29 protein-coding genes, 4 tRNA genes and 2 pseudogenes are annotated in these 22,922 nt (G+C 42.4%); 26 read left to right on the top strand and 9 right to left on the bottom strand.

Going from position 1 to position 22,922, the window contains the following annotated elements; translation table 11 throughout:
• Positions 1–124 precede the first annotated feature (124 nt).
• From CGRAC_RS09095 to serS, 4 genes are read right to left on the bottom strand one after another with little or no spacing between them, the layout of a single operon-like run.
• A complete protein-coding gene (locus CGRAC_RS09095) occupies positions 125–1,492 on the bottom strand; it encodes a sodium-dependent transporter (RefSeq protein WP_005871384.1) in 1,368 nt (455 codons plus the stop codon).
• Between the two features lie 9 nt (positions 1,493–1,501).
• On the bottom strand, positions 1,502–3,160 hold the full coding sequence (rsfS, locus tag CGRAC_RS12600; protein ID WP_005871385.1) for a ribosome silencing factor: 1,659 nt from the start codon (positions 3,158–3,160) through the stop codon (positions 1,502–1,504).
• Positions 3,157–3,945 (bottom strand): pentapeptide repeat-containing protein, encoded by a 789-nt coding sequence (locus CGRAC_RS09085; RefSeq protein ID WP_040303967.1) that lies wholly within the window; start codon positions 3,943–3,945, stop codon positions 3,157–3,159. Before CGRAC_RS09085 ends, rsfS begins: the two co-directional genes overlap by 4 nt.
• 7 nt (positions 3,946–3,952) lie before the next feature.
• Positions 3,953–5,203: a serine--tRNA ligase gene (serS, locus tag CGRAC_RS09080; protein ID WP_005871388.1), complete on the bottom strand. Its 1,251-nt coding sequence runs from the start codon at positions 5,201–5,203 to the stop codon at positions 3,953–3,955.
• Between the two features lie 140 nt (positions 5,204–5,343).
• On the opposite strand from serS, the gene CGRAC_RS09075 reads away from it, so the two are divergent.
• From CGRAC_RS09075 to CGRAC_RS09050, 6 genes are read left to right on the top strand one after another with little or no spacing between them, the layout of a single operon-like run.
• Positions 5,344–6,093: a DUF4198 domain-containing protein gene (locus CGRAC_RS09075; RefSeq protein WP_005871389.1), complete on the top strand. Its 750-nt coding sequence runs from the start codon at positions 5,344–5,346 to the stop codon at positions 6,091–6,093.
• Between the two features lie 12 nt (positions 6,094–6,105).
• Complete coding sequence (locus CGRAC_RS09070) at positions 6,106–6,885, top strand: hypothetical protein (RefSeq protein ID WP_005871391.1); 780 nt, start codon at positions 6,106–6,108, stop codon at positions 6,883–6,885.
• Entirely contained in the window at positions 6,875–7,474 is a 600-nt protein-coding gene (gene cbiM / locus CGRAC_RS09065; RefSeq protein WP_005871394.1) for a cobalt transporter CbiM, read from the top strand. The genes CGRAC_RS09070 and cbiM overlap by 11 nt, the downstream gene beginning before the upstream one ends.
• Positions 7,471–8,034, top strand: a complete 564-nt coding sequence (locus CGRAC_RS09060) for a hypothetical protein (protein ID WP_050346343.1) — start codon at positions 7,471–7,473, stop codon at positions 8,032–8,034. The genes cbiM and CGRAC_RS09060 overlap by 4 nt, the downstream gene beginning before the upstream one ends.
• Complete coding sequence (locus CGRAC_RS09055) at positions 8,031–8,678, top strand: energy-coupling factor transporter transmembrane component T (protein ID WP_005871398.1); 648 nt, start codon at positions 8,031–8,033, stop codon at positions 8,676–8,678. The genes CGRAC_RS09060 and CGRAC_RS09055 overlap by 4 nt, the downstream gene beginning before the upstream one ends.
• Positions 8,675–9,451, top strand: coding sequence for an energy-coupling factor ABC transporter ATP-binding protein (locus CGRAC_RS09050; RefSeq protein ID WP_005871400.1), 777 nt, complete (start codon positions 8,675–8,677; stop codon positions 9,449–9,451). Before CGRAC_RS09055 ends, CGRAC_RS09050 begins: the two co-directional genes overlap by 4 nt.
• Positions 9,452–9,506: 55 nt before the next feature.
• Here the strand turns inward: CGRAC_RS09050 and CGRAC_RS09045 are convergent.
• Positions 9,507–9,583: transfer RNA gene (locus CGRAC_RS09045), tRNA-Glu, on the bottom strand.
• 258 nt (positions 9,584–9,841) lie between these two features.
• Between CGRAC_RS09045 and CGRAC_RS09040 the strand changes: the two genes are divergently transcribed.
• The 3 genes from CGRAC_RS09040 to CGRAC_RS09030 are packed head-to-tail and all read left to right on the top strand — an operon-like array spanning position 9,842 to position 11,651.
• Positions 9,842–10,540 carry a DarT ssDNA thymidine ADP-ribosyltransferase family protein gene (locus CGRAC_RS09040; RefSeq protein WP_005871402.1) on the top strand — a complete coding sequence of 233 codons (699 nt, stop codon included), beginning with the start codon at positions 9,842–9,844 and terminating at the stop codon, positions 10,538–10,540.
• A 3-nt stretch (positions 10,541–10,543) separates the two neighbouring features.
• Positions 10,544–11,227, top strand: a complete 684-nt coding sequence (locus tag CGRAC_RS09035; protein WP_005871404.1) for a DarT1-associated NADAR antitoxin family protein — start codon at positions 10,544–10,546, stop codon at positions 11,225–11,227.
• Positions 11,228–11,237: 10 nt separating this feature from the next.
• Positions 11,238–11,651, top strand: coding sequence for a hypothetical protein (locus CGRAC_RS09030; protein WP_143297834.1), 414 nt, complete (start codon positions 11,238–11,240; stop codon positions 11,649–11,651).
• Positions 11,652–12,107: 456 nt separating this feature from the next.
• Here the strand turns inward: CGRAC_RS09030 and CGRAC_RS12770 are convergent.
• The 3 genes and pseudogenes from CGRAC_RS12770 to CGRAC_RS09015 all read right to left on the bottom strand — a co-directional run.
• Positions 12,108–12,527: pseudogene (locus tag CGRAC_RS12770) on the bottom strand (3-deoxy-8-phosphooctulonate synthase); the annotation flags it as partial.
• 253 nt (positions 12,528–12,780) lie between these two features.
• Positions 12,781–13,262, bottom strand: a pseudogene (locus CGRAC_RS12590) (3-deoxy-8-phosphooctulonate synthase); the annotation flags it as partial.
• 51 nt (positions 13,263–13,313) lie between these two features.
• A complete protein-coding gene (locus CGRAC_RS09015) occupies positions 13,314–13,901 on the bottom strand; it encodes a transglycosylase SLT domain-containing protein (RefSeq protein ID WP_005871408.1) in 588 nt (195 codons plus the stop codon).
• A 128-nt stretch (positions 13,902–14,029) separates the two neighbouring features.
• Here CGRAC_RS09015 and CGRAC_RS09010 point away from each other — a divergent pair.
• The 17 genes from CGRAC_RS09010 to CGRAC_RS08935 all read left to right on the top strand — a co-directional run bounded on the left by CGRAC_RS09010 (position 14,030) and on the right by CGRAC_RS08935 (position 21,806).
• Positions 14,030–14,105 (top strand) — tRNA-Val (locus tag CGRAC_RS09010).
• Positions 14,106–14,165: 60 nt separating this feature from the next.
• Positions 14,166–14,242 (top strand) — tRNA-Asp (locus CGRAC_RS09005).
• An 11-nt stretch (positions 14,243–14,253) separates the two neighbouring features.
• Positions 14,254–14,329, top strand: a tRNA-Lys gene (locus tag CGRAC_RS09000).
• A gap of 79 nt (positions 14,330–14,408) precedes the next feature.
• Positions 14,409–14,870 (top strand): hypothetical protein, encoded by a 462-nt coding sequence (locus tag CGRAC_RS08995; protein ID WP_005869945.1) that lies wholly within the window; start codon positions 14,409–14,411, stop codon positions 14,868–14,870.
• An 8-nt stretch (positions 14,871–14,878) separates the two neighbouring features.
• Complete coding sequence (locus CGRAC_RS12040) at positions 14,879–15,025, top strand: hypothetical protein (RefSeq protein ID WP_005869946.1); 147 nt, start codon at positions 14,879–14,881, stop codon at positions 15,023–15,025.
• 50 nt (positions 15,026–15,075) lie between these two features.
• Positions 15,076–15,213 carry a hypothetical protein gene (locus CGRAC_RS12035; protein ID WP_156187205.1) on the top strand — a complete coding sequence of 46 codons (138 nt, stop codon included), beginning with the start codon at positions 15,076–15,078 and terminating at the stop codon, positions 15,211–15,213.
• 73 nt (positions 15,214–15,286) lie between these two features.
• Positions 15,287–15,673 carry an Imm41 family immunity protein gene (locus CGRAC_RS08990; protein WP_005873189.1) on the top strand — a complete coding sequence of 129 codons (387 nt, stop codon included), beginning with the start codon at positions 15,287–15,289 and terminating at the stop codon, positions 15,671–15,673.
• Between the two features lie 4 nt (positions 15,674–15,677).
• A complete protein-coding gene (locus tag CGRAC_RS08985) occupies positions 15,678–16,067 on the top strand; it encodes an Imm41 family immunity protein (protein ID WP_005873188.1) in 390 nt (129 codons plus the stop codon).
• Positions 16,068–16,141: 74 nt separating this feature from the next.
• Positions 16,142–17,305 carry a hypothetical protein gene (locus CGRAC_RS08980; RefSeq protein WP_040304437.1) on the top strand — a complete coding sequence of 388 codons (1,164 nt, stop codon included), beginning with the start codon at positions 16,142–16,144 and terminating at the stop codon, positions 17,303–17,305.
• A 439-nt stretch (positions 17,306–17,744) separates the two neighbouring features.
• A complete protein-coding gene (locus CGRAC_RS08975; RefSeq protein ID WP_005873185.1) occupies positions 17,745–18,140 on the top strand; it encodes a hypothetical protein in 396 nt (131 codons plus the stop codon).
• Between the two features lie 25 nt (positions 18,141–18,165).
• The gene (locus tag CGRAC_RS08970; protein ID WP_005873184.1) at positions 18,166–18,504 is read left to right on the top strand and encodes a hypothetical protein; all 339 of its coding nucleotides are present in this window, start codon (positions 18,166–18,168) and stop codon (positions 18,502–18,504) included.
• 31 nt (positions 18,505–18,535) lie between these two features.
• Complete coding sequence (locus CGRAC_RS08965; protein ID WP_005873183.1) at positions 18,536–19,147, top strand: hypothetical protein; 612 nt, start codon at positions 18,536–18,538, stop codon at positions 19,145–19,147.
• A 431-nt stretch (positions 19,148–19,578) separates the two neighbouring features.
• A complete protein-coding gene (locus tag CGRAC_RS08955) occupies positions 19,579–19,896 on the top strand; it encodes a hypothetical protein (RefSeq protein ID WP_005873181.1) in 318 nt (105 codons plus the stop codon).
• Between the two features lie 335 nt (positions 19,897–20,231).
• On the top strand, positions 20,232–20,711 hold the full coding sequence (locus tag CGRAC_RS08950) for a hypothetical protein (protein ID WP_005873180.1): 480 nt from the start codon (positions 20,232–20,234) through the stop codon (positions 20,709–20,711).
• A 46-nt stretch (positions 20,712–20,757) separates the two neighbouring features.
• Entirely contained in the window at positions 20,758–21,030 is a 273-nt protein-coding gene (locus CGRAC_RS08945) for a hypothetical protein (RefSeq protein ID WP_005873179.1), read from the top strand.
• Between the two features lie 21 nt (positions 21,031–21,051).
• A complete protein-coding gene (locus tag CGRAC_RS08940; protein WP_005873178.1) occupies positions 21,052–21,324 on the top strand; it encodes a colicin immunity domain-containing protein in 273 nt (90 codons plus the stop codon).
• Between the two features lie 92 nt (positions 21,325–21,416).
• Positions 21,417–21,806 (top strand): hypothetical protein, encoded by a 390-nt coding sequence (locus CGRAC_RS08935; RefSeq protein WP_040304431.1) that lies wholly within the window; start codon positions 21,417–21,419, stop codon positions 21,804–21,806.
• A gap of 261 nt (positions 21,807–22,067) precedes the next feature.
• Here the strand turns inward: CGRAC_RS08935 and CGRAC_RS08930 are convergent, their stop codons facing one another.
• Positions 22,068–22,913 carry a hypothetical protein gene (locus CGRAC_RS08930; protein ID WP_005873176.1) on the bottom strand — a complete coding sequence of 282 codons (846 nt, stop codon included), beginning with the start codon at positions 22,911–22,913 and terminating at the stop codon, positions 22,068–22,070.
• Between the last annotated feature and the right edge of the window lie 9 nt (positions 22,914–22,922).

Below are 22,922 nucleotides of genomic sequence, written 5' to 3'. Positions count from 1 at the left end.
TACAATGTGTCGCACCGAGTAAAAACTTACGCCACAGCGTACGTAACAGAGCGAATGGAATTTTAAAATTCCGTCGCGCCGCCGCAGGCAAATTTAAAAATTTAAAACTCTTGCGGCTTTAAATTTAGCCGAAAATCCCGTATCCGAAGATCACCGCGATGATGAGCGGCAGGATAAATTTGACGTATAAAAACCAAACTCCCGCGAGCCTCGCGCCGAGATCGCCTTCGTTGGTGACCTCGTAGATCGCATCCTTTTTTAGCACCCAGCCTACGTAGATGCAGCATAGAAGCGCCGTTAGCACGAAAAATACGTTCGCGCTTACGAAGTCGAAGGCGTCGAAAACCGAGCGCCCCAGAATTTTAAAGTCCGCAAGTACGCTGCTTGAGAGTATGCAGGGCAGGTTGCCGAGCACGAAGACGCCACCGAGCGTTAAATTTACCGCCTTTAGCGTTGAAAATGAGAAGCGCTCCTCGACGAAATTTATGATGACCTGATAGATCGTGATTGACGTCGTAAGCGCGGCGATGAGCAGGATCGAGAGAAAGACCACCGCGACGGCGTTGCCGAACGGCATGTGCGAAAACGCGATCGGAAGGCTTTTAAAAACCAGTGACGAGCCGCTGCTCGGCTCAAGCCCCGCGCTAAAGAGCGACGGGAAGATCATAAAGCCCGCAAGCACGGCGATGAGGGTGTTTACGACTGCGGTGATGGTGGCTGTTTGCATTAGCTTCTCGTCTTTGTTTAAAAAGCTAGACAGCGTGATCATCACGCCGAATCCGAGCGAGAGCGCGAAAAAGACCTGTCCCAAAACGTCGATCAAAAGCTTAGGCGTGATCTTTGCAAAATCGACGCCGAGGTAAAATTTCACGCCTTCCTTTGCGCCTTCGAGCGTTAAATTTGTAAGGATTACTGCGATGAAGCACAAAAATAGCGCGGGCATTAGAAATTTTACGAATTTTTCGATCCCTTCGATGATGCCGTTTTTCAAAATATACCAGTTGATCGCTATGAAAACGATCGTGTAGCCTCCGACGCCAAGCGGGCTATTTTCGATGTGATCTGCGTAGAATTTCTGCGTAAATGTGGGATCTGTGATCCGCGCGGAGAGGTCGAAGTTGCCGCTTACGATGTTTACGATGTAGGTTAGCACCCAGCCGCCAAGAACCATATAGTAGGCCAAAATTCCAAACGCGCCGATTACGCCCATGATACCTACGATCTTCCAAGCGGGCTTTATGCGCGAGCCGTCCTTTTTAGGCGCTGTGAAGGCATCGACGCAGTTCCTTAGCGCGCGACGTCCGATGACGTTTTCTACCAAGATCATCGGGATGCCAAGCACGATCATCGCGATGCAAAATACGAGCACGTAGGCGCCGCCGCCGTTTTCGCCGACTAAATACGGAAACCGCCACGTGCAACCAAAGCCGATCGTGGCGCCCGCGACGGTTAAAATATATGTGAGCTTGCTGCTCCAGGTCTGTCTCGGCACGCTCCCTCCTTAAAATTGCTCTTTTTTGAGCTTGTCGAGGAAGTCCTCGATATTGTATTTGGCGCGGTAAGCCTCGCTGATGAGATGGACTATGATGTCGCCGAGATCGACGACGCTCCACTCATCGCCGCTTTCAATAGCCAAAAACTCCTCGCCGAGCGGCTTTAGCACGCTTTTTAGCTCCTCGATAAGCGAGGCTGCGTGGCGAGAGGTTAGCGTAGTAGCGATTACTACGAGCTTTGCGATGTATTCGCGCTCACTCATATCGATGATCTGGATATCTTCGGCTTTCTTTTCGTTTAAAATTTCGGCGATCCGCTCCGCCCTTTGCTTTGGATCTTGCATATCTTTCCTTTTATAAAATTTTATGACCTCTGCTGCGATCTTGGGTGGGATTTCGCCTTTGAAATCTCGCCTAAAACCGCTTGAGCTTGTATCTACGGCAATCTCGATGCGCCTTAGAGCCGCCCATTGCCGCGGGATCTCGTAGCCGGGTCTCGTAAGCACTACAAACTCCGCTAATTTTTGCAGCTCGCTAAAATCGCGCCATTTATGAAGCTCGGCTAGGTTGTCGGCACCCACGACGATGTAGAGCTTTGATATTGTATCCGTGCCGCTTGCACTATTTGCTTTGCTTGCTTCATCTGCACTGCTCACATCGCTCGCGTCATGCATGTCATTTGCGCCATTCATGCAATTTACGCCGCCTGTGTCACCTGCGCTATTTGCGCTACCCACGCAATTTGCGTCGCCTATGTCGGCCATACAATTCGCATTGTCGCTTGGAATTTCGCTTGCAACGGGGCTTGAAATTACGCTTGCATTTGTGATTTCGCTCGCGTCTGCGCTTAAAATTTCGTTCCGGACAGTGCTCGGAATTTTGCTAATACTCGAAATTTCGCCCCCGACGGAGTTTGAAATTTCTCTCATGGCGATATCGGACACTTTGCTTGCGACGACGCTTGAAATTTTATCTGCACTTAAAATTTTGCTTACGTCGTTTGCACCGCCCGCATTACTTTTGCAGCCGCCCGAAATTCCACTCGCCGTGCTTTGCGAAATCCCCTTTGTTTTACTTCCATTGCAGATCAAAATTTCATCTGCCACGCTGCCTTGCAGAATTTTGTTTTTTGCGTTAGCGGAGATACTTACTCTATCCGTATTAATGGCGGTGCAGGCATTGTCGCTTGAAATTTTAGCTATGCCGTACGGCAAAGTCCTATCCGCCTTGCTGGGCAAAATTTCGCCTGCGCTGCCCGAAATATGAGCATCGGCGCAAATTTCTCCCGCGATATTTACGCCGTCAGGTAGAGCCCTATCCGTTACGGCCGTCGGGGTTTTGCTCGCCGTGGCTGCCGTCTCCGCCGTGATTTTGTCGTGTATGCCGTATTTTTCTAGCAGAAATTTCACGCTTTGTATCGTGGGTACCGGCACGTTTTGCGAAATTTCATAATCGCTCACCTCCACATGCGAGGCGTCGCTCCACAGCGCGCGGCACCATCTAAGCCGCAGCTGCGGCGGCGCTGAAAAGCTCTTTTTAAACGGGTTTAGAAACGACGGCATTATGACCAGCAAATCGGGCTTTAAGCTCGATAAAATCGCCTTTACCGCGACGTCGTGTCCTGCGTGCGGCGGATCGAAACTGCCGCCGAAAAGCGCGATCTTCACGCGCCCGCTCCGCGCCGTTTCATGCCGCAAAATTTCTCGCCCTTCGCCGCAAATTCTGCGCCGCAAAATCTTGCGTGGCGCAATCTTACTTTATGAAATTTTACGTCGCAAAATTCCGTTTCGTCAAATTTTCTTGCAAAAAATCCCGCGTTTTGCAGCGCAGTAAATTTAAAAGGCGCAGCGGCGCAAAGACTAGGACCGCGTCGCAGCCCTTTTGCGGCGGCAAATTTTAAAAGCGCGCCATCGCGGAATTTTACCCCGCCGAATTTCGCTGCGTTAAATTTTATTTTAAGCTCTAAATTTAGCGTCTGGAACTTCATCTCCTGAAATTTCACGCCGTGAAATTTAGCCGCATAAAATTTCGCAGTGCAAGCTAAAAAACCCGTCTCGCGCAATTCTGCTTTGTAAAATTTGACGCCGCGTGTCCTAAATTTTGATTTGCAGAATTCCGCGCCACGAAAGTTTGCTCCTAAAAATTCCGTTCCGTAGGTTGTAAATTTCGCGCCATCAAATTTCTCGTCGTGAAATTTAAAATGTGAGTGCCGTGATTGCCGAATTTGTCGCGTATGACGAAGCGTTTCATTGCAAAATTTAAAATCGCGAAGCTTGGCATCGCGTGCCCCGGGCTCTGCGCTGCAAAATTTCGTGCTACCAAATTTTGTTGCAAAAAATCCTGTGTTTTGCAGCGCAAAAAATTCAACGCCGCGCTTTCTAAATTTTTCCGCGCAAAATCCAACGAATGCGAAGCGGACGTTAGAATTGGGGTTTTTGTAAGGCTTTCGCACGGGCCGCCTACATATATTTTTCTAAAACGTGCGGGATTTCGATGCTGCCGTCCTTGCGCTGGTAATTTTCCATCACCGCGATCAGCGTGCGGCCGACCGCGAGCGAGGAGCCGTTTAGCGTGTGAACGAGGCTGTTTTTCTTGCCGTCTTTGAAGCGGATCTTGGCTCTACGCGCCTGAAAATCGCGACAGTTGCTGATCGAGCTGATCTCTCTGTATTGGTTCTGTCCCGGTAGCCAAACCTCCAAATCCACGGTCTTTGCGGCGCTAAAGCCCAGATCGCCGCTGCAAAGCAGCATGTGTCTGTGCGGAAGGCCAAGGCTAGCTAGCAGATCGCTCGCGCACGAAATCATCTCCTCAAGCATCTTTGCGCTATCCTCTGGGCGCGTGATGGCGACGAGCTCGACCTTTTCGAACTGATGCTGGCGGATCATGCCGCGCGTATCGCGCCCCGCCGAACCCGCCTCCTTGCGAAAGCAGTGGCTGTAGCTGGTGAGCTTGATCGGCAGCTCCTCGCTACGTAAAATTTCATCGCTAAAGAGATTCGTCGCCGTAACCTCGCTAGTAGGGATCAGGTAGAGGTTTTGCTCCTCGTCGTCCACGTGGTAGAGGTCGTCTTTAAATTTAGGCAGCTGGCCCGTACCGTAGAGGATCTGATCGCGCACCAAAAACGGCATATTTACGAGCTCGAAGCCGCGCGAGTTGTTAAATTCGATCATGTAGTTGATGAGAGCCATATTCAGCTTTGCGCCAAGACCTCGGATCGCGGTAAAGCGGCTGCCGCTGAGTTTGACGCCGCGCTCGAAATCAAGCCATCCCAGCGCCTCGCCGAGATCGAAGTGCTGCTTGGGCGCGAAGTCGAATGTGCGCGGATCAAGCACCTTTTTGATACAGACGTTTTCGTTCTCGTTCGCGCCGATCGGCACGTCGTCGTCGATGATATTCGGTACGCACGCGGCGATCGCTTCTAGGCTCTGCTCGCGCTCATTTACGAGCTCGCTTAGGCTTTGGATCTTTTGCTTGTTTTCCTCAAGCTGCGATTTTAGCGCGCCTACGTCCTTGCCCTCGCGTGCGGCGAGGCCGAGCTCCTTGCTCTTTGCGTTTTGCACAGCTTGAAGATTCTCTAACTCCGTCTTTTTAGATTTTAGCTCGTTGTAGGCATCTAGTAGCGTTTGCAGGGTTTGCGGCGGGACTTTTTTGGCGATGAGTTTTTTATTAAATTCGTCGAAATTTGTCTCGATAAGTTTTAAATTTATCATTTTCTGCCTCTTTTTGGTAATTTAAATTGCGACATTTTAACCAAAGTTTGCTTTAAATACTCAAAATAAACCCACATTTAAGCAATACGGATGAAAAAAAGTGATACAATTCCGTAATATTTTATTATGAAAGGTATTACATGAAGGCAAAATTTGCTTTTTTAGGAATTTTCGCAGCGAGCCTTGCGTTCGCACATTTCGGCGTTCTTACGACGGATAAAAATGTAGTAGAGGATCAAAAAGACGCTACTTTAAAGCTAAATTTGGAATTCTCCCATCCGTTTTTACAGGAGTCTATGAATCTACAAAAGCCCGCAGAATTTGGCGTTTTTATTGATGGTGAGAAAAAATCGCTCCTAGGTAGCCTAAAAGAGCAGAAAAAGGGTGAAAATTCCTATTTCGCGGCGGAATTTAAAGTTGACAAGCCATCGCTTTTAGCGTTTTATTTCGATCCGAAACCCTATGCCGAGCCGGCCGAGCGCAAGATGATCCGCCATATCACCAAAACCTACGTCGATGCTTACGGCGCGGGCGAAGGCTGGGATAAGCCGCTCGGGCTAGAGGCGGAGATCGTGCCGCTAGTGCGGCCTTATGCGCTGTATGCGGGCGAGATATTTAGCGGAGTTTTTTTACTGCACGGAAAGCCCGTCCCGGGCGCGGACGTGGAGATCGAGCTATATAACGATAAGGGCTACAAAGCCCCTAGCGAGGCGCATGTCACGCAGGTCGTTAAAACCAACGGCGCGGGCGAGTTTAGCTTCGTGATGCCGGTTGCCGGCTGGTGGGGCTTTGCGGCTCTTAGCGAGGAGGAGGCCGCCAAAGGAAGCGAGCAGCCCGTAAATGAGCTGGGCGCTGTGCTTTGGATCAAAGCAGACGAGCTGAAAAAATAACGGAGCGGCTCGGTGAGATCTCTTTTTTCGGGCGAAATTTGCGTCGCTGCGGATAAATTTAAATTTGCGTTTGAGCGGAGCTTTAAAATTTTATTTTCGCGCGTTTTACTTTTGGGCGTAGAATTTTCAGCGAATTTTGCGGCTAAAATTTTATGGGGCAGAATTTTGTCGTTTCGCATCTGCGCGCAGTCTGCGTTTCGGGGTTTGGTTAAAACTTTACAGAGCAAAATTTTGCTGAGTAGAATTTTAAGTAGCGAAGCTCTGCCGCGTAAAATTTTGCTCGGTAGAAATTCGCTCTTAGTAGCTTCTAGCCGTAAAATTTTACATCCGTGGATTTACGAGCGTAAAATATCAGCACGCAAAATTTCGTTTTTTGAAATTTTGCAAACCCTGCCTTTTAAAATTTCACAGGCTCTGTTTTACCGCGAGAGCACCGCGCCGAGATTGTTCGGAGCCTTAAATTTTGCGTCGCAAAATCCGCTTGTCGCTCTTACAAATGTAGCAAGCGAAAATTCTTGCGCCATGCAAGCCGTAAAATTTATCAAATTTACCGGTTCCGAAAGCAGTTCCGAGGCCGCTTCGAGTCTTGCGCTGACAGCCGCCGCAGATAGGACGCAAGCCGCGAGTTTTACAGCCGCAAATTTTGCCGCGATTAAAACCGTAAAAACAAGACCTGTAGCAATCAAAGCGATTATCGCAAAGGTCGTAAATGCCTTAAATTTAGCTAGCTCCCGCGTTTTTGCGCGTCTAAAAAACGGGAGCGATTTAAAGGAGGCGAGCCGTGCACATTAGCGAAGGAGTTTTGAGCGCGCCCGTGCTGCTCGCAGGCTGGGCGGTTACGGCGCCTGCGGTAGCGGCGATTTTATGGCGCGTAAGGCAGTCTGAAATCCCGAGGATCGCATGTTTTAGCGCGCTGTTTTTCGTCGCCTCTTTCGTGCACCTGCCCGTGGGGGTCAGCTCCATGCACCTGATGCTAAGCGGGCTCGTGGGCGCGTTTTTGGGCTCGCGCGCGATCTTGGCGATTTTCGTTGCGCTATTTTTGCAAGGGGTGTTTTTCGGCTTCGGAGGGCTTAGCGTGCTCGGCGTAAATACCGCAGTCATCGGCTTTCCGGCGGTTTTGGGCGGGCTCCTTGCCGCCGCCGCAAAAGCGCAAGAGCTAAAAGTGCGCACGCAAAAAATTTATCTATTTTTGGCGGGTTTCGTGCCGATCGTCTGCTCGATGCTGTTTCTTGATCTCGTGCTTTTCATCAGCGGACGGGAGTTTTTTGCTATCGCGACGCTCATCTCGCTCGAAGGCGCGATCCTGGCTGTTTTGGAAGGTATCATCACTCTTTTTGCGCTTAGCTTTATTGCGAAATTTTACGGCGGACAGAGGCGATGAGAGCGCTATTGTTATTAACGGTTTTGACCTCCTTTGCATTTTCGCACGCGCTACATCTTTTTGCGACTCAAGAGGGTGATAGAGTGGCGATTTATAGCTATTTTTATAAAAATTCTCCCTGCATGGAGTGCGAAGTTTTAATCAGTACGGATGGGCGCGAAATTTTGCGCACTAGGACCGATAAAGAGGGGCTTGCGAGCATACGAATACCCGCTAAAAATTTTACTATTCAAATTTACGGAGGTGCAGGGCACGGCGCGCAGATGGAATTTAGCGCCGAGAACTTTACGCCGCAGGATTCCGGCGATCCTGAAAATTCCACGCCGCAAAATTCTGACGTTTCTGAAAATCCTGTGCCGCAAAATTTGAACGCCACTAAAAATTTCGCGTCCAAAGATAGCGCGCCCGAAAATATCGCGCCGAAAGAAAACTCCAAAAATGATATTCAAAGCATGGCGTTTCAAAGCCAGTCCGCCGAGGTGCCTAAAATCGCGCTTTGTTTGGCCTTGATTTTCGGCTTTTTTGGCTTAATGTGGCTAGCGAAAAGAGCGCGCAAATGAGCCCCGCCGTATCACTGCTAGCGTTTTTCATCTTCAGCTTCGGCGTCGGACTTAGCGGGCAGCTTTACGCGGCGTTTTTTGCCCCGCCGCTACTTCTTTTTGCGCTTAAAATTTCGATTGCGCGCGCGGTCTGCACAAGGCTTGCGGTATTAAATATCTTTGCTATTTTAAGTGCATTAAGCCCCGCCATAGTCGGCAACTACGAGCTTACAGGCGTGATATTTTTGCGCGCGAATTTGATAATGGCGTTTGCGATTTTGCTATTTTACGGCAAGGATGAATATTTTTTCGCGCGCGGATTTTACGGGCTGGGACTCGGCGAAAAGCTAAGCTCTTTGGTGTATTGCTGCGGGCGATTCGTAAATTTTTTACGCTCGGATTTGACGAGGCTGCAAGCGCTTTTGCGGATGCGCGGATTTGTAGGGACGAGCGGAATTTTCACCTATAAAATTTATGCAAATTTAGTTGGAATTTTAGCGATTTCGGCGCTTGAGCAAGCAAGAAATTTAAGCCTGGTGATGAGCGCGCGAGGATTTTGCGGTAGGCTATTTTACGAACGTCGCGAGGCTTTAAGCGTCTCGGAAGCCTCGTTTTTGGCATTCGTGCTGGCGTGCGTATCTATTAAAATCGGAGCTATCTTATGAGCTGCTCGCTTAAGGCGCTGGGTTTAAGCGCTAAAAACGGCGAGCGAGAAATTTTTCGCGGCGTAAATTTGAGCGTAGGGCATAAGGAAAAAGTGGCGATCTTGGGCGCAAATGGGCAGGGCAAGACGAGCCTGCTTCAAATTTTAGGCGGCCTAAGGCAATGGGGCGAGGGTGAGATCGAGCTTTTCGGCGAGAAGCTTGAGTGTGTGGAGGATTTTGCAAAATTTCGCCACGAGATCGGGTTTTTATTTCAAAACAGCGACGATCAATTTTTGTGCGCGAGCGTGTTTGAGGACGTCGCATTTAGCCTGCGTGCGCAAAACGAGCGGTTAAAACGAGCGCAAAATGCGGAGAAAAGACGTGGAATTTTTTCTAAATTTTTTGGTCGTAATGCGCAAATTTTAAGGCAGGGCAGCGAAAACGACCATCTAAAAAAGCTTGAAATTTTAAGCGAAGAGCAGATCGAGCGCAAGGCGCTGGAGACGCTGCGATGTCTGGGAATCGAGCATCTGCGCGAGCGAGTACCCTTTCATCTAAGCGGCGGCGAGAAAAAGCTGGTGGCGCTTGCAGGCGCGCTGGTGTGTGAGCCTAGGATACTGCTACTGGACGAGCCTACGACGGCGCTTGATGAGGCGATGCAGGAGCGTGTGGCGGGGATCTTGGCGGGGCTTGACGTAAGCGAGATCATCGTCTCGCACGATAAAAACTTCATCGATAAAATCGCGGATAAAATCTATTATTTGAAATCAGATGGGCTGTATGAAAGCCCATGATAAAATCATAGATAAATTTATCGTTTAAAATCAGGGAGCTTGTATAAGTCCATAATGGCGACCCTTGCGGGATTTGAACCACGCGTTTTCGCACTGAGAATGCAACGTCCTGAGCCACTAGACGAAAAGGTCAAGAAGTCGCATTATAGCGACAAAAACAAAATTTTAGATAAAGATACAAAATAAAGCGCAGAATAGCGGTTTGATATCCTTGCGATTAAATTTAGATATCTGTGATGAGTAAAAAATCACTAAGCCTATGCAGCAAAAATTTTATATATTAAGTAAATTACTTATAAATTTCTATTAAAAAACCATCATAATTTTAAGTCAAAATTTAAGAGAGAGAGAGAGTATCATTCACCTTAAATTTAATTTTAAGGATTTGTTATGTATTCCAGTCTAGACGCCGCTATTGCGAATATAAAGAAATTTTCTCGCTGCAAGAATTTTCATTACCCAAATATTCCTCAAGTCGGTGATATTGCGGATTTCAAACCGGAGCCGAAGTTTAATTTAACCAAAGACGAAAACTATCAAGAAGCCCTAGCTTTCATTAATGATAATTTTACAGGCAAGAGCAAATATTACGATTTTATCCATTTAACAAAACTTTCAAATTTAAGCTCCATTATAAAAATGGGTGGAATTTTTTGTATGAACTATTTAAAAAATAATGGCATAGGACCAAATTTATTAACTAACGAGCTATCCAATGAGCTAGATAATAGACGCAATTTAGGGGATTATGTGCATTTATCTGTCATAGGCGATAATTGTATGCTTAACACTTTTATCGATAGGCATAAAAATGAAAACCTTGCTATTATTTTAATATCTCCGATCGTGTTATTTTATCATGCCTTTATTATGAGTGATCAAAACGCCACGGCAAATGCAGCGCATATTGGAAGGTATAGCACTATCAAAAACTATTTAAATTTTGTAAGTCTTTATTCTATACAAGAATTTCCATCATACGACGTAGCTCAAAATAGTTTATACAAGATTTCGCAAGCTGAAGTTATGATTTACGAAAAGATTCCACTAAAATTTGTAAGCGAAATAATACCGCTAGTTAGGAATTAAAAGATGCAGGCTATTAGACCGATTTTTTATGCGATAGATAAAAGTCCTTTTGTAAAAAGTGTAGATATAAAATTTGAATTTTTTAGCGGCTTTGCGTTATCTCAAAAGATAAAATCAATAGATAGCCTTTTAAGCAACGCTAGAGCCGAGCTTAAAAGCGAAAAAATTCTAGAAATCAGTAAGGCATCGCCAAATCCTCTCGGCAAAGCATTAAGCGCTTTTAATCTAAAGCTTCGTTTAAAAGATGAAGAGCAAAATTTAATAGAAGCTAGCGTTGAACGGTTTTTTCAAGGCTCAAAATTTTTTGAGCGAGGCGGTCCGTTTGAAGAGATTATTTTTAGTGCTAAAGTTCATCCTAAAAAATATCCGCCGTTAAAAAATAGCGGAAATTTTTGTGGATTTGAGCTTTTCGGCGAACGTTTTAGTACCGAGCCAAAAACGTATTTTTATGATTTTTTATATCTAAGCGCTCTAAAACAAAATCCAAATTTAGCGGATGAAGTTTTAAGATATGATTATTTCAGCGATATAGAATTTAATCCTAAAAAGTCATTTTCCGCTCAATCTCGTGCTGCCGCACTCTTTGTAGGATTAAGCCGAAACGGAATTTTTAAAGAAATTTTTGCAGATAAGGATACATTTTTTGATTTTTACTGTAAAAATTTTAAAAGAGAAAGTCTATTTTAAAGGAGAAAATATGGAGAAATCAACGGCAATTTTTGGCAGTATAACCGCATTGATATTACTATTCATAGTCCTTACGCTACTTGTACTCAAAAGTAAATCTGCAAATAGCAAAGAATTTATCCCTGAAAAGAAAGCTACAATAAAAGAGAAAGTTTCTTTTAACGGAGAGGATATCGAAAGATTAAAACTAATTTTTAGCGGCATAACCGCGATATCGTTATTAACGATAGCTATTATATTGTTTGGGGTCTGCGTGCATTATTACAAGGGAGTGGGCTTTTATTTAGAGACAGATCTTTATGTTCCGAGCACGATAAGTATTGAGAGCATAAGAGCGCCGATAGGTATTGATTATATAAACCGAATAGGCTATAGCGATACAATAGACGTAAACGCAGATGTTACTATAAAAAATCTTAGATAGCCGCTAAAGCATCGAGCTGAATTTACGACTATAAAATTTATAAATTTATCTAGTGATTTTAGAATTTTGCGTGCTTTTGTAGTTACAAAATGGCTAATTGCGAAATTCTAAAATATTTGCGTGAAGGCTCGCCGCGAGCTCTATTTCAGCACCCTGCCTAAAATTTCTGCGCCTTTGTTGATAATATAAAGTGAATGATAGAAGTGATCTAGTGTTTTTAATAGTCTTAGCGACTGTCTCTCTGCCCTTTGCGAGATTGATTTGACAATCCGTTTCGTACCCTTTGAAATAAAATAGAAGTACATTATACGCCCCCTGGATTTTTACTTAAATTTAGTCTAAAAATATGAAATTAAAGATAGGGAAATTTTGCGAGATAGAGCAATGTTCACGAATTTTAAGCGCAAAATTCGTGAACATTGGCGTGAGGTTTAAATTTAATCGAGGTATCGCGAGCTAAAATCCGAGTGCTTTTTGAATCGCGAGCGTCTGGGCTACGACGCGTTCTAGCTGCTGCAAATTTAGCATATTCGGTCCATCTGAAAGCGCGTGGGCGGGATCAGGGTGCGTTTCGTAAAAAAAGCCGTCCACGCCTACGGCCGCCGCCGCCCGCGCGAGGTACGGCACGAAGCGCGAGTCGCCGCCGCTCGTAGCGCCGATACTAGGCATCTGCACGCTGTGCGTCGCGTCGAAAATGACCGGCGCAAACTCGCGCATAATCGGCAGCGAGCGCATATCGACGATCAAATTTCCGTAGCCGAAGGTACTGCCACGCTCGGTGAGCCAAACGCCGTGGCGGCGCGCCAGATCGTGCATCCCTTCGCCGCTCGGCTGTGGGGCATTTTGTGCAGCACTTATCGAGCCGTCTTGCGCGCTGCAAGTATGAGAGAGGTTTGGCTGCGGCGTGTTTTGCGCTTCATTATTGCTTCGTGCGGCACAAGGCGTCGCCGTATTTTTAGCGGTACTTTCGGCACCGCTTTTAGCGCTGCAAGTATGAATAAAATTTTGTGCGTCCTGGCCGGTACCGCAAGAATTTTGCGCGCCTAGCACCAAAGATCCGTCATTCGCACCGCCTCGGGCGCCGTTTTGCGTGCCGCAAATTTCGGCATCGTCGGAGCAGGCGCTGTTTTGAGCGGCGTTTGTATTGCCAGATGCCGCGCCGCTTTGCGGAGTATAAGCCCGCGCGCTGCGGGTTTGCAGCACCTTTTCGACGCTGTGTTTCATCGCCTGCGGCGATAAAAACTGACCTTTTTTGATATTTACTACCGCTTGCGTGCTGGCTGCGGCGACGAGAAGGTCGGTTTGGCGGCACAAAAACGCAGGTATTTGCAGCACGTCGGCGACGCGCGCGGCGGGCTCTGCCTGGTAGCTTTCGTGGATGTCGGTTAAAATTTTATAGCCGAACTTTTCCTTTACTTCGGCTAAAATTTCGCAGCCGCGCTGTAGCCCCGGGCCGCGGAAGCTTGAGATGCTGGTGCGGTTGGCTTTATCGAAGCTGCTTTTGAAGTAAAATTCCACCCCGCTTATTTCGTTAAATTTGCGCAAACTTTCCGCGACTTGCATTATTAGCTCGCGACTTTCGATCACGCAGGGTCCTGCGATCAGTATCATGAAATATCCTTTTTTAAAATTTGCGCGATTTTAGCGAAATTTTACTAACTCTTAATAGGGCTTGCCGAAAAATTTCTCGTAATGCTCGTAAAAGCGCTTGTAGTAGGGGTTTGAGTAGCGCTTGCGCATGCCGTAGTTGTAGCACTCAATCGTGTCTTTGATATTTTTATTTTTGGCGTTCCAGCATTTGCGCAGGATCTTGGCGCATTTGGTGAGGTTATACATTGGGTTGAATATATAATCGATCTCATTTTGGCTGAAATTTACGGCGTTTAGCTGCCCGAGTCCTACGTCAATGCTAAATCCGTCCTCATACAGGTACTTGGCGATCTGCACGGCGTAAATTTCGTTTGCCGGTATTATCGTAACGACCCATTTGCTGGAATTTAGGCTGTAGTTGCTCGTCCTGATACGGATATTTTGATTGCGCAGGCCGGCGAAATAATCGGCATTTGCTTTGTTCGTCAAAAAGGAGATCGTGTAGGGCTCGAAGTCGCTTTCGATTTTGACGATGGTGTATAAAATTTCGGGCTTTACTCCTTCGTTTTGCGCTACTGCTGTGATGGCGTTTACGATCTCGTTCGGCGAGTAAGCGGGGGCTTGAAGCGCTAAAAACAGGGCGAAAACCAACTTTTTCATCTAAATTTACCGAGCCTTTGATAAAATTTTATGTCGCAAGTATAGCACAATTTGGGTTTTTTAGCCATTGTTTAAGTGAAAATTAATCATATTGTATATATAATCACATTTCTTTTTTGAGCCCAAACGGTCGCTTAGCTCAGCTGGTAGAGCGCCACCCTTACAAGGTGGATGTCGCAGGTTCGATCCCTACAGCGACCACCATTTTGAAATCCTTGGATTTCATACTTCTTTAGCACTTGCACCGCAAGTGTGATTTTTGGTGCGACGGTAGTTCAGCTGGTTAGAATGCCGCCCTGTCACGGCGGAGGTCGTGGGTTCGAGCCCCATTCGTCGCGCCACTTCTTAGGATGTCTTGCTAGCTCAGTAGGTAGAGCATCTCACTTTTAATGAGGGGGTCGTTGGTTCGAATCCAACGCAGGACACCACTTTTATTACTAATTAAATCGGCAAATTCTATGATTTATTTTTTATATCTAAAAAGCCCAAAATAAGTAAGGATATAAAATGAAATTTTTTCTCATCATAATTAGTATATTTCTTTATATTTATATTGTTCTTTCGGTGCTAAGTTTTTCACCTTGTGATATTAACGATATGTTGAGGCGAAACTACAATCGTATGGAGCAAAAATGCAGATTAAAATTGATACGACGGGCTAATAATGGCAACAGCGGGGCGCATAGGCGACTTTTCTATTTTTATGAATCTTATTTTTTAGATAGATATTGTGTAGATAAAAAGGCGCAGCAAGAATTAGACAAAGAGGAACTAAATTTTATTAAAAAATTTCATTCTGGAAATTTAGATCTATGCACAAATAACGGTTTTATAGTTGGTTTATTAAAAAAGTGCGTTTTGAAAGAGGGAAATTTTACATTGTGTACCAAGCGGATCGGAAAGGAAAAAGAGATTAACATGGATGAAGTCATACATCTATATTACACGGATAAAAAACCAAAAGAATAAGAGCTTTCATGAAAAATAAAATTTACTTTATTGCCGCTGCTATAATATTATTTGCGTGGATATTTTATCTATATAAAGAGCAAAGCGCCTCTTGCGATATAAAAGATCTTTTTATGGGCGATACTGAAATAACAAAAGAGTGCGAATTGCTATAATAAGGCAATTTGACAAGAATGGTAACCCTCGCGCATATAAAAGGTTGAGTTTGGTTTATGGAAAAATTTTAAGCGAAAGACCGACAGAGGAGGTTTTAGATGAGCTAGATCAAGAAGAGATAGAATTTTTAAAAAAATTGTATCCTGATTCAGAAATTTTATCTAAAGAGTTGCCAAGCAGAAAATAATCGATTTTTATAAACGCAAATTTGCCATAAAGATGGCTAAAATTAATAAAGAAATGAAAAAGGACGGTGATTGATGGACTTAGAGCTTTTATACCGAAATTCAACAAATTCTGATAAATTCAGCATTAATTCGTTTGTCGGAAAATTTATCTATCAAAAAACTTGGTCGGATTGCGACTATTGGAAGTTAGATAAAACTTTAATGCAGATTTTGAGCTTTTATCATAACAAAACGCTTCCAAGAGAAATTTTCGTCGCAATAATAGCAATATTTAATGATGTTATCGGCGTGGAGGACAAATCGGAAATTTATGTAAGCAATATATTGTGTGCGAAAAACAGCGACGGCGTAGTACCTAGAATATATGATAGATTTGAAAGATTAAATGTTCTGTGCAATAGCATCGTATTCAAAGAAGAATTTAGCAATAGCGGTTTTTGGTATGTTCCAAAGGATTAATGCAATGAATCTTGTAAATTTTTATAGAAATACCGCATTTGATGATAGATATGATGCAAATTCGTTCATAGGTATGATTTTGGATTATAATTTATGGTCCGATGATGAATATTGGAAACTAGAAGCCGATTTAAAAAAGATTTTGCAGCATTATAAAAACAAAGAGTTGGACCCAGAAATAATGCAAGGCATTATTTCTATCTCTAATGATATATTTCTAAACGGAAGTTGGCGCGACGTAGATATAGACGCAAAAAGCGAATGTTTTAAAACGTATGAATATCAAGAAGATACAAAGCCAAATATTTTCGATAGATTTCGTCGCATAAAAAGCTTATTATTGGCGGTTGCCTCAGGGGATGAAAATTTCTATAAAATCAAATTTTTCTATTAAAATTAATATGAATGATCTTTGCTTTGCAAATAAGGTGTATAATTTAGCAAAAGCAAAAATTACGGTGGATAAAAATGAAAAAGTTATTAAATTTGACAAATAATAGTTTAAAGCTGAGCGATATAAATTTCAGTAGTTTTAGCGCCTCTAAAAACTGGATCGGTTTCTTTGAGATCGAAAGCAGGGGCTGGCTAAGCGGAGTAAGCTTAGCGATAAAATTATTCGATAACTTTTTTAGAAAATATAGCGATGAAGTATTTATCGTAAGCGCTCTAATGTGTGATGATAAAGTATACAAAAAATATAAAGCAATCTCGCAGGTAAAGCCGTTATACGATAAATTTAAAGATCTTGGAATTTTGCAAGAACAAAATGAGTATTTTTCTCTGACTAGAGATAAAGAATATCCGTTGCCCGCTATGTGCGTAAGAATGGACATTCTAAAATGGAACGACATAAAAGAGCTGGCTAAATTTTTAATGTGCTATGATTATTCTATAAACGAATGGTGTTTTATAGTTTTTCCGAGTTTAAATTTAGCCGTCTATCCGCATGATAGCAAGGGTTTTGGCTGTATAGGGCTAAACGACGAGATTAAATATGGAATCAACTTTTTAAAATTTTGCGAGAAAAACAGCAAGGCAAAAGTGACGATAGATAAAAAAGAGGTTAATTTGAACAAAGCGGTTTTCCTTCTGCCTAAAAATAATGAAGAGCTATTTTCCAGAGTGCAAGAAGTAAGAGAGATAAAAAGAGGAACTTTGTATGCCGATCCAAATTTAATTAAATTTATTGCCCTTAGCGGCTCAATCAAAGATCTGAAAATATCGCAATTAAAGCAGCTATTGCGCGAAGGCTTGATCTATCTTGACACAGGAATATTTTTTATCAAGAATCTTAAAAGGGAAAGAATAGCCACAACAGAGAACATTTTAATTAATTCTTCAATATATCAAGGCTTAAGCGATTTTGAGTGGTCGATCAATGAAGTGGAGATCAAAAATCCAAATTTAAAAGAAGATGATTTTATTAAAGAGTGCCTTTTATTTTTGAAATTGGTAAAGGAAAAGATCGAAAATATGAATATTGAGAACAGCAGATTTGCTTTATGTTTGGATTTCTATAATATCGATGAGCTGAGCGCGGATTTCGAGCTTTATACTTTAAGAGATAATGAAAAGATCGTAGATTTTTCAGAGACTAAATTTAATCAAAGCTCGGTGTATGTAATTGTATGAAATTTATTTTCTAGACATGATTAAAGTATAAAATTTATAACTACCATCCTAAAGGAAGGCATAAAATGACATATATAAAAACGTATCCCGACGTGATGGAGATGAGCGATTTTTTGGTTTTTACCCGGATGAAATAGATAGTGATATTGGAAAATATACGTTCGAAATAGACGGGTTAATATTTACATATTGTATAGTCGAGGGATGGGTAGAAATTACTATAAAAATAGGCGAGGAGACAGCTGCGGAATTTACCGCCGAATGCATCGAGTCCTTAAAAATCAGAAGAAATAAAGATGGCGAATTTATAGAAATAGGACTGAATTTTGCTATAGATAGAATGGTGCAGATGGAGTTGTATATAAGACCGAAAATTTTATTAAAATATGCGAGTTTAGAATGCTAGATGAAACCCACATCCCAATAAAAGGAAACCCAAATGCAAATTGATGGAAAACATATATTTCGCAAGGGCGTGCTTCTGTACAAACTATGCGTAATGGCTTCTTTAGAATATCAAGATAAATATCTTGTGCACGCTACAGATGAAGATTGCGAAAATCCTAAGGAGATGGTATATTTTTTATGTGATTCCTGCGCTAATGCCCTATTGGAGAAATTTGAATTTTGTTTCTTGCCATACGAAAGGGATGCGCTAAGAGAGCTTAAGTCTTTTATTCTTAAAAACTTTAAGGACGATAGATCGTTATACGTAGATGATTATGAATATTTGGTCTATCACAATAAGTCCTGGATAGAGGTCAGGGAGTTGGCTCTAAAAACAATCCATATTTTCGGATACGATTTAGATGACTTTAGCTATGACTTCAATTAGACTTGATTTGGAAATGCGGTTTTAAATGAATAAAAAGGCGTTTTTAATTATTTTATCGGTAATAATCGAAGATGGCGATTATGTCTCTTTATGGGAGATCGTTTGGGAATTAAATTCTATTAACGTTGTCAATTCGCTTAAAGTGGCGAAAGAAATTTTATTGTTCTTATGTGAGCAAGGGTATATAAGATTGTTTAGTTCAAATTGGGGTTATGATACAGAAACGAAGGAGATATGTAATAAATCTGAAATTTTAAATATTTTAAGGGATGATAAAAATTATGAGCCGGTCGGCGTAAATAGCAAATACTTTTGTGTGACCGAAACGCAGCAAGGAAGAGCTTATTATGCAAAACAGGGCTAAAATATAAAAACAATAGTTTGGACGGTATAAAATGAGAATAAAAGCGCTTGATTTAAATTTAAGTCCATACGTATATTTCTTTAGCGAAGCGGAAGATTTTAGATTTAAGATTTTTAAAGATTTTCAAGCCGCAAGCGGGAAAAGATCGCTGGATTTTTATGAGCTTGAGGCGTTTAGCCTAATGAAAAGCACCGAAGTCTATGAGACCGACTCTATCGCCAGCACATTAATTCATAATTTTAGTTTATGCGATGAGAATGTAAGAGATATTTTAATAATGCTTTTTGGGCAGTTTTATCTAAATAATTTCATAGATACCGATATAAAATATAAAACTAGCGCTAATATAAATTTAAATATAAGAAAATTTGAAGAATGGAAAATTTTAAGAGAAAATTTCTTTTATAATTTAGATAAATTTATAGCTCGCCCATACGAACCTCTAAAAAATTATACTCACGCAGACGGCGCTTTTTGGGAGGAGCCGAATCGGTGGTGCCATCATAATATGTATATATTTATCACAGAATGCGGCAAAAAATATTATGATGAAATTTTAATTCCTAGCCTTTACAATAAATACAAACACATAGAGGTTGATACCGACAAAGAAGGAAATGCAACGAAGTGGTACGGGATATAAAAGTAATAAAATTTAGGAGAATAAAATGTCAATAAAAGAAAGGTTATTGAGAGAATTATGCAGCCTTGCTTCATTAAAATGCTAAGAAAAATATATGCTCAACCCCACAAAGGATAAGTATTTGTTGTGCATAGATTTAATAGAAGATTGTGAGAGCGCTTGTAAAATAGCCCTAGCGGAATCAAACAAAATTTATTTCAGTATAGAGGAACGTAAAGCGATAGCCAAAATGCTAGATAAATTTACGGAGTGTGATTCAAAATTTTGGGAAGAAGAGGAAAGGGCTTCTATGGCAGACTACGAAGACTTTATATACCACAATAGTACCTTTTGCGAACTACGCGAGCTAGCTCTAGAAACAATCCATATTTTCGGATACGATTTAGGTGACCTCAACTACGACTAAAAGCCTTATAAGGATAAAATAGAATATGTATAAGCAAATAAAAGAGCTGCTAGAAAAGAGTGGTATAGAATTGAGCGAGGGTTTGAAAGAGAGCGAAATAGATAAAATAGAGCAAATTTATGAGTTTAAATTTCCAAAAAGCCTAAGAGATTTTTTGTCATATACATTGCCTATTTCGGTAGAATTTTATAATTGGAGAGACTTTAGCGATGAAAATATAAAGGAGATAAAGCAGGCTATGAACTACGTCTTTGAGTACTTAAAAAACGATCCTATTGATGAAATTTTTCCAAATGAGAACTATTGGAATACGCAAAAATGGGGTCCGATGCCCGAAGACTGATCTCGCAAGCGAGCCATTATACTAGAAGCAGCCAAAATCGCGCCTAAGATTATACCTATATATTCTCATAGATATATGCCGTGTCTTAAATTACCGGATCCGCCGGTCTTATCTATACACTATACCGACGTCATTTATTATGGGAAAAATTTATATGACTACTTTTTGAGAGAATTTAGTAAAAATCCTCTTGAGCCGATTGGAAAATGCCCGTATGTGCCTTTTTGGTCTGATTTATACTAAAATTTAATAAAGGCAAGTTTGCGTTAATCTACGCTTATTTGATTTTTAGAATTTAAAGAAAATATACGTTAGTATAGTTAAGGCGGGGAAAAATGATAGAAGTAGTGATTGACTTTGATGAGTTGCAAAAAGACAGAAGATATATTGATGAGCGGCATGATTATTGCCCCAAAGAAATAGAGCATAAGTTATACTCATATTTATCTGAAAAGTTGTCTTTACCGCTACGTATCGGCCCTGATGCATTCGCAGATTTCTTTTGGTTTCTGCGATTTAAAGAATGGAAAGACTATAGCGAGGAAGAGTGGGAGCAATATAAAGATAAAGACGAGTGGGAAAGCTATAGCGAATATATCCAGGAAAAAGAAGAAAACTCACGATACGGTTTAAAAAGTAAGCAAGGCGTTCGAGACGATTTAAAGTTAATTTTCTTAAATTTTAATGCATTTAAGAAAAAATACAGTGATTTGACTAAACAGCTGCTAGATGTGATAAAATTTACGCTCTCGGAGACCGCCAAATACCCAGATAACGATGACTTGCTTGATATTCAAATAGAAATTCGAAGCTAGAAGATTATGAAGCGGCGATGAGAAATAAATTCGAGGAAAGAAGCGAATGAGATATAACGATCCGATATTTTTAAATTTATTCCGTAATTACGAAGATGAATTTGCCGGAGTCGGTCGGCGCGACTTTGTAATTTATTTGGAAGAGCTGCTTAGGGCTGGAGAATATGGTATAGCGCTGGAAGATTTTTTGGTTCAAATGTATGAATATGATATAAAAATTTCTTCTAACGACTTAACAATTATAAAAAATTTATGCGAAGGCGTGAATGTTGATAGTAATTTATGGTTGGTTCTAAGTATTAAAGCGGCGGGCGATTAAAAATATACCGAAAGAGGGTCAATGATAGAGGAATATATAAAAATAATAGAGGATTTTTTGCAAAATAGAATCGATGTATTTGAATTCGAAAAGATATATTGGGATAAATTTATGAATGATAAAAATTTCCCCGATGAATATTATGAGCCGCTAAACAGGCTTCTTACCGATATCGATGAATTCGAACCGGACGAAGAGTTGAGGGGTGATGATACGGTAGGTGATTCATTAAGCGAAGAGGATTTAAGGGAGTGCGCGAAAAGGGCTTTAAAACAAATTGCACTTCTAAAATAGTAGTTTTATAAAATAATAATTTCTGCGAGAATTTTAAAAATATATTACGATATAATGCGGGCAAACCCACATCCCAATAAAAGGAAACCCAAATGCAAATTAACGGAAAAGAGATATTTGAGAAAGGCGCGCTCATGTGCCGCCTAAGTCGAATGGCTTCTTTGGAATATCAAGTCAAATATTTAGTGCATGCTACGGCTGAATACTACGAAGACCCGTCAGAAATGGCAGAACTACTATGTGATGAATGCTGGCGAGCCCTTGACGAAAAATTTGAATTCTGCTTCTTACCTTATGAAAGAGAGATCTTAAAAGAGCTTGCAGAGCTTATTTATAAATACTTTAAAGATCAAAGCCTGCTAGAAGGAGATACCTACGATTATCTAGTCTATCAGAACAAATCTTGGATAGAGGTCAGAGAATTAGCTTTAAAAACTTTACATATTTTCGGATATGATTTAGGCGACTTCGACTATGATTAAACCCGGATTAGACCTAGCAGAATGAAATTTGTCGTATATATCTTTACTATGCTGCTATGCCTAAGTGCCCGGGCTCTGCTTCGTCATATACGGCAAAATAAAACCGATGCCACGCAAACGAATATTTTCATTTTGGTTGCGTCTAGTTGCGCTACATCATAGCACGCCGCAACGACGCATCTTAACGTCGCCAGGTCGTGCTCTAGCCGCTACGTCGCGATATGCTCTATTCCTGCGCCTCAAACCCTTGTGCCGAAATGCCTAGATCATCTTTCCGACGAGTTTTTCTTTAAATTCTTTATAAATTTCAGGGCCCGCGTGTTTGTATTCGCTCGTCAGTTTGTTGTGAAATTCCGCCATATCGCCGCCGCTTTCGCGGTAGAGCTTGATCGCGTTTCGCCTTACGGCGCCGTCTTTTAGGTCGCTATCGTAGGCGATGCTCGCGTATCGCGCCCGCGCGCCGTCCTTGATCTCGCGGTAGGCTTCGCAGCCTTTGGCTCTGCCGAGCTTTGCGACGCACGCGGCATAGAGGGCTTGCAGACTCACGCACTGCGGGATCAGCGCCTCCGCCGCCGCAAGCTCTATTTTGGAGATTTTAGAATTTGCAGCCTTTGGCTCCCGCTTCGCGGCTTTTGTCCCTTGCTTTTGGGCCTTTGGCTCCCGCTTTGCAGTTTTCGGCTCCGGTTTTTCGGCTTTTTTCTCCGCCGCGCCGTTTGTTTTGCTTTGTTTTGCGCTCGCTCCTACGGCATGCGAGGTTAGACTGATCTTTTCAAATTTAGGATTTTTGCGGTAGTTTAGATTGTTAAAAAATTCTATCACGTCGTCGTAAAATTTATCGTTGCTGACGATGCCGATCTTGCCCTCAGCTCCGCAGAGTTTGCCCATCAAAAACACGATGATTTTATCGGCGAAATCCTTTCTTTGCTTGCCGATCGTAAAGACCTCGCCTATGCTAACGCCCATCTTCGATAGGCGCGCAAGGGTCAAGGCGCCGATCTTTTTGGCGGTGTTGGAGACGATATTTAGCTCGTCGCCCTCTTTGAGATTTACAACGTCAAAGATATTATCGACGTCGATATTTTCGTCATCTATGATAAAATGGGTCAAAGTTTTTCC

The organism is Campylobacter gracilis (assembly GCF_001190745.1).
GTDB classification, from domain to species: Bacteria; Campylobacterota; Campylobacteria; order Campylobacterales; family Campylobacteraceae; genus Campylobacter_B; species Campylobacter_B gracilis.
Note: the sequence above shows the minus strand (reverse complement) of the source record. Positions and strands in the feature narration are given on the sequence as shown.

Bases quoted from the DNA above. Each gene is read 5' to 3' on its own strand.
- CGRAC_RS08990 (WP_005873189.1), top strand. From the start codon at position 15,287: ATGGACTTAGAGCTTTTATACCGAAATTCAACAAATTCTGATAAATTC.
- serS (WP_005871388.1), bottom strand. From the start codon at position 5,203: ATGATAAATTTAAAACTTATCGAGACAAATTTCGACGAATTTAATAAA.
- CGRAC_RS09040 (WP_005871402.1), top strand. From the start codon at position 9,842: ATGTATTCCAGTCTAGACGCCGCTATTGCGAATATAAAGAAATTTTCT.
- CGRAC_RS08945 (WP_005873179.1), top strand. From the start codon at position 20,758: ATGAGATATAACGATCCGATATTTTTAAATTTATTCCGTAATTACGAA.
- CGRAC_RS08935 (WP_040304431.1), top strand. From the start codon at position 21,417: ATGCAAATTAACGGAAAAGAGATATTTGAGAAAGGCGCGCTCATGTGC.
- CGRAC_RS08995 (WP_005869945.1), top strand. From the start codon at position 14,409: ATGAAATTTTTTCTCATCATAATTAGTATATTTCTTTATATTTATATT.
- CGRAC_RS09050 (WP_005871400.1), top strand. From the start codon at position 8,675: ATGAGCTGCTCGCTTAAGGCGCTGGGTTTAAGCGCTAAAAACGGCGAG.
- CGRAC_RS09035 (WP_005871404.1), top strand. From the start codon at position 10,544: ATGCAGGCTATTAGACCGATTTTTTATGCGATAGATAAAAGTCCTTTT.
- CGRAC_RS08970 (WP_005873184.1), top strand. From the start codon at position 18,166: ATGAATAAAAAGGCGTTTTTAATTATTTTATCGGTAATAATCGAAGAT.
- CGRAC_RS08965 (WP_005873183.1), top strand. From the start codon at position 18,536: ATGAGAATAAAAGCGCTTGATTTAAATTTAAGTCCATACGTATATTTC.
- CGRAC_RS09015 (WP_005871408.1), bottom strand. From the start codon at position 13,901: ATGAAAAAGTTGGTTTTCGCCCTGTTTTTAGCGCTTCAAGCCCCCGCT.
- CGRAC_RS08980 (WP_040304437.1), top strand. From the start codon at position 16,142: ATGAAAAAGTTATTAAATTTGACAAATAATAGTTTAAAGCTGAGCGAT.
- CGRAC_RS08985 (WP_005873188.1), top strand. From the start codon at position 15,678: ATGAATCTTGTAAATTTTTATAGAAATACCGCATTTGATGATAGATAT.
- CGRAC_RS08955 (WP_005873181.1), top strand. From the start codon at position 19,579: ATGTATAAGCAAATAAAAGAGCTGCTAGAAAAGAGTGGTATAGAATTG.
- CGRAC_RS09055 (WP_005871398.1), top strand. From the start codon at position 8,031: ATGAGCCCCGCCGTATCACTGCTAGCGTTTTTCATCTTCAGCTTCGGC.
- CGRAC_RS08975 (WP_005873185.1), top strand. From the start codon at position 17,745: ATGCAAATTGATGGAAAACATATATTTCGCAAGGGCGTGCTTCTGTAC.
- CGRAC_RS08950 (WP_005873180.1), top strand. From the start codon at position 20,232: ATGATAGAAGTAGTGATTGACTTTGATGAGTTGCAAAAAGACAGAAGA.
- CGRAC_RS09030 (WP_143297834.1), top strand. From the start codon at position 11,238: ATGGAGAAATCAACGGCAATTTTTGGCAGTATAACCGCATTGATATTA.
- CGRAC_RS09060 (WP_050346343.1), top strand. From the start codon at position 7,471: ATGAGAGCGCTATTGTTATTAACGGTTTTGACCTCCTTTGCATTTTCG.
- CGRAC_RS08940 (WP_005873178.1), top strand. From the start codon at position 21,052: ATGATAGAGGAATATATAAAAATAATAGAGGATTTTTTGCAAAATAGA.
- CGRAC_RS09075 (WP_005871389.1), top strand. From the start codon at position 5,344: ATGAAGGCAAAATTTGCTTTTTTAGGAATTTTCGCAGCGAGCCTTGCG.
- CGRAC_RS12040 (WP_005869946.1), top strand. From the start codon at position 14,879: ATGAAAAATAAAATTTACTTTATTGCCGCTGCTATAATATTATTTGCG.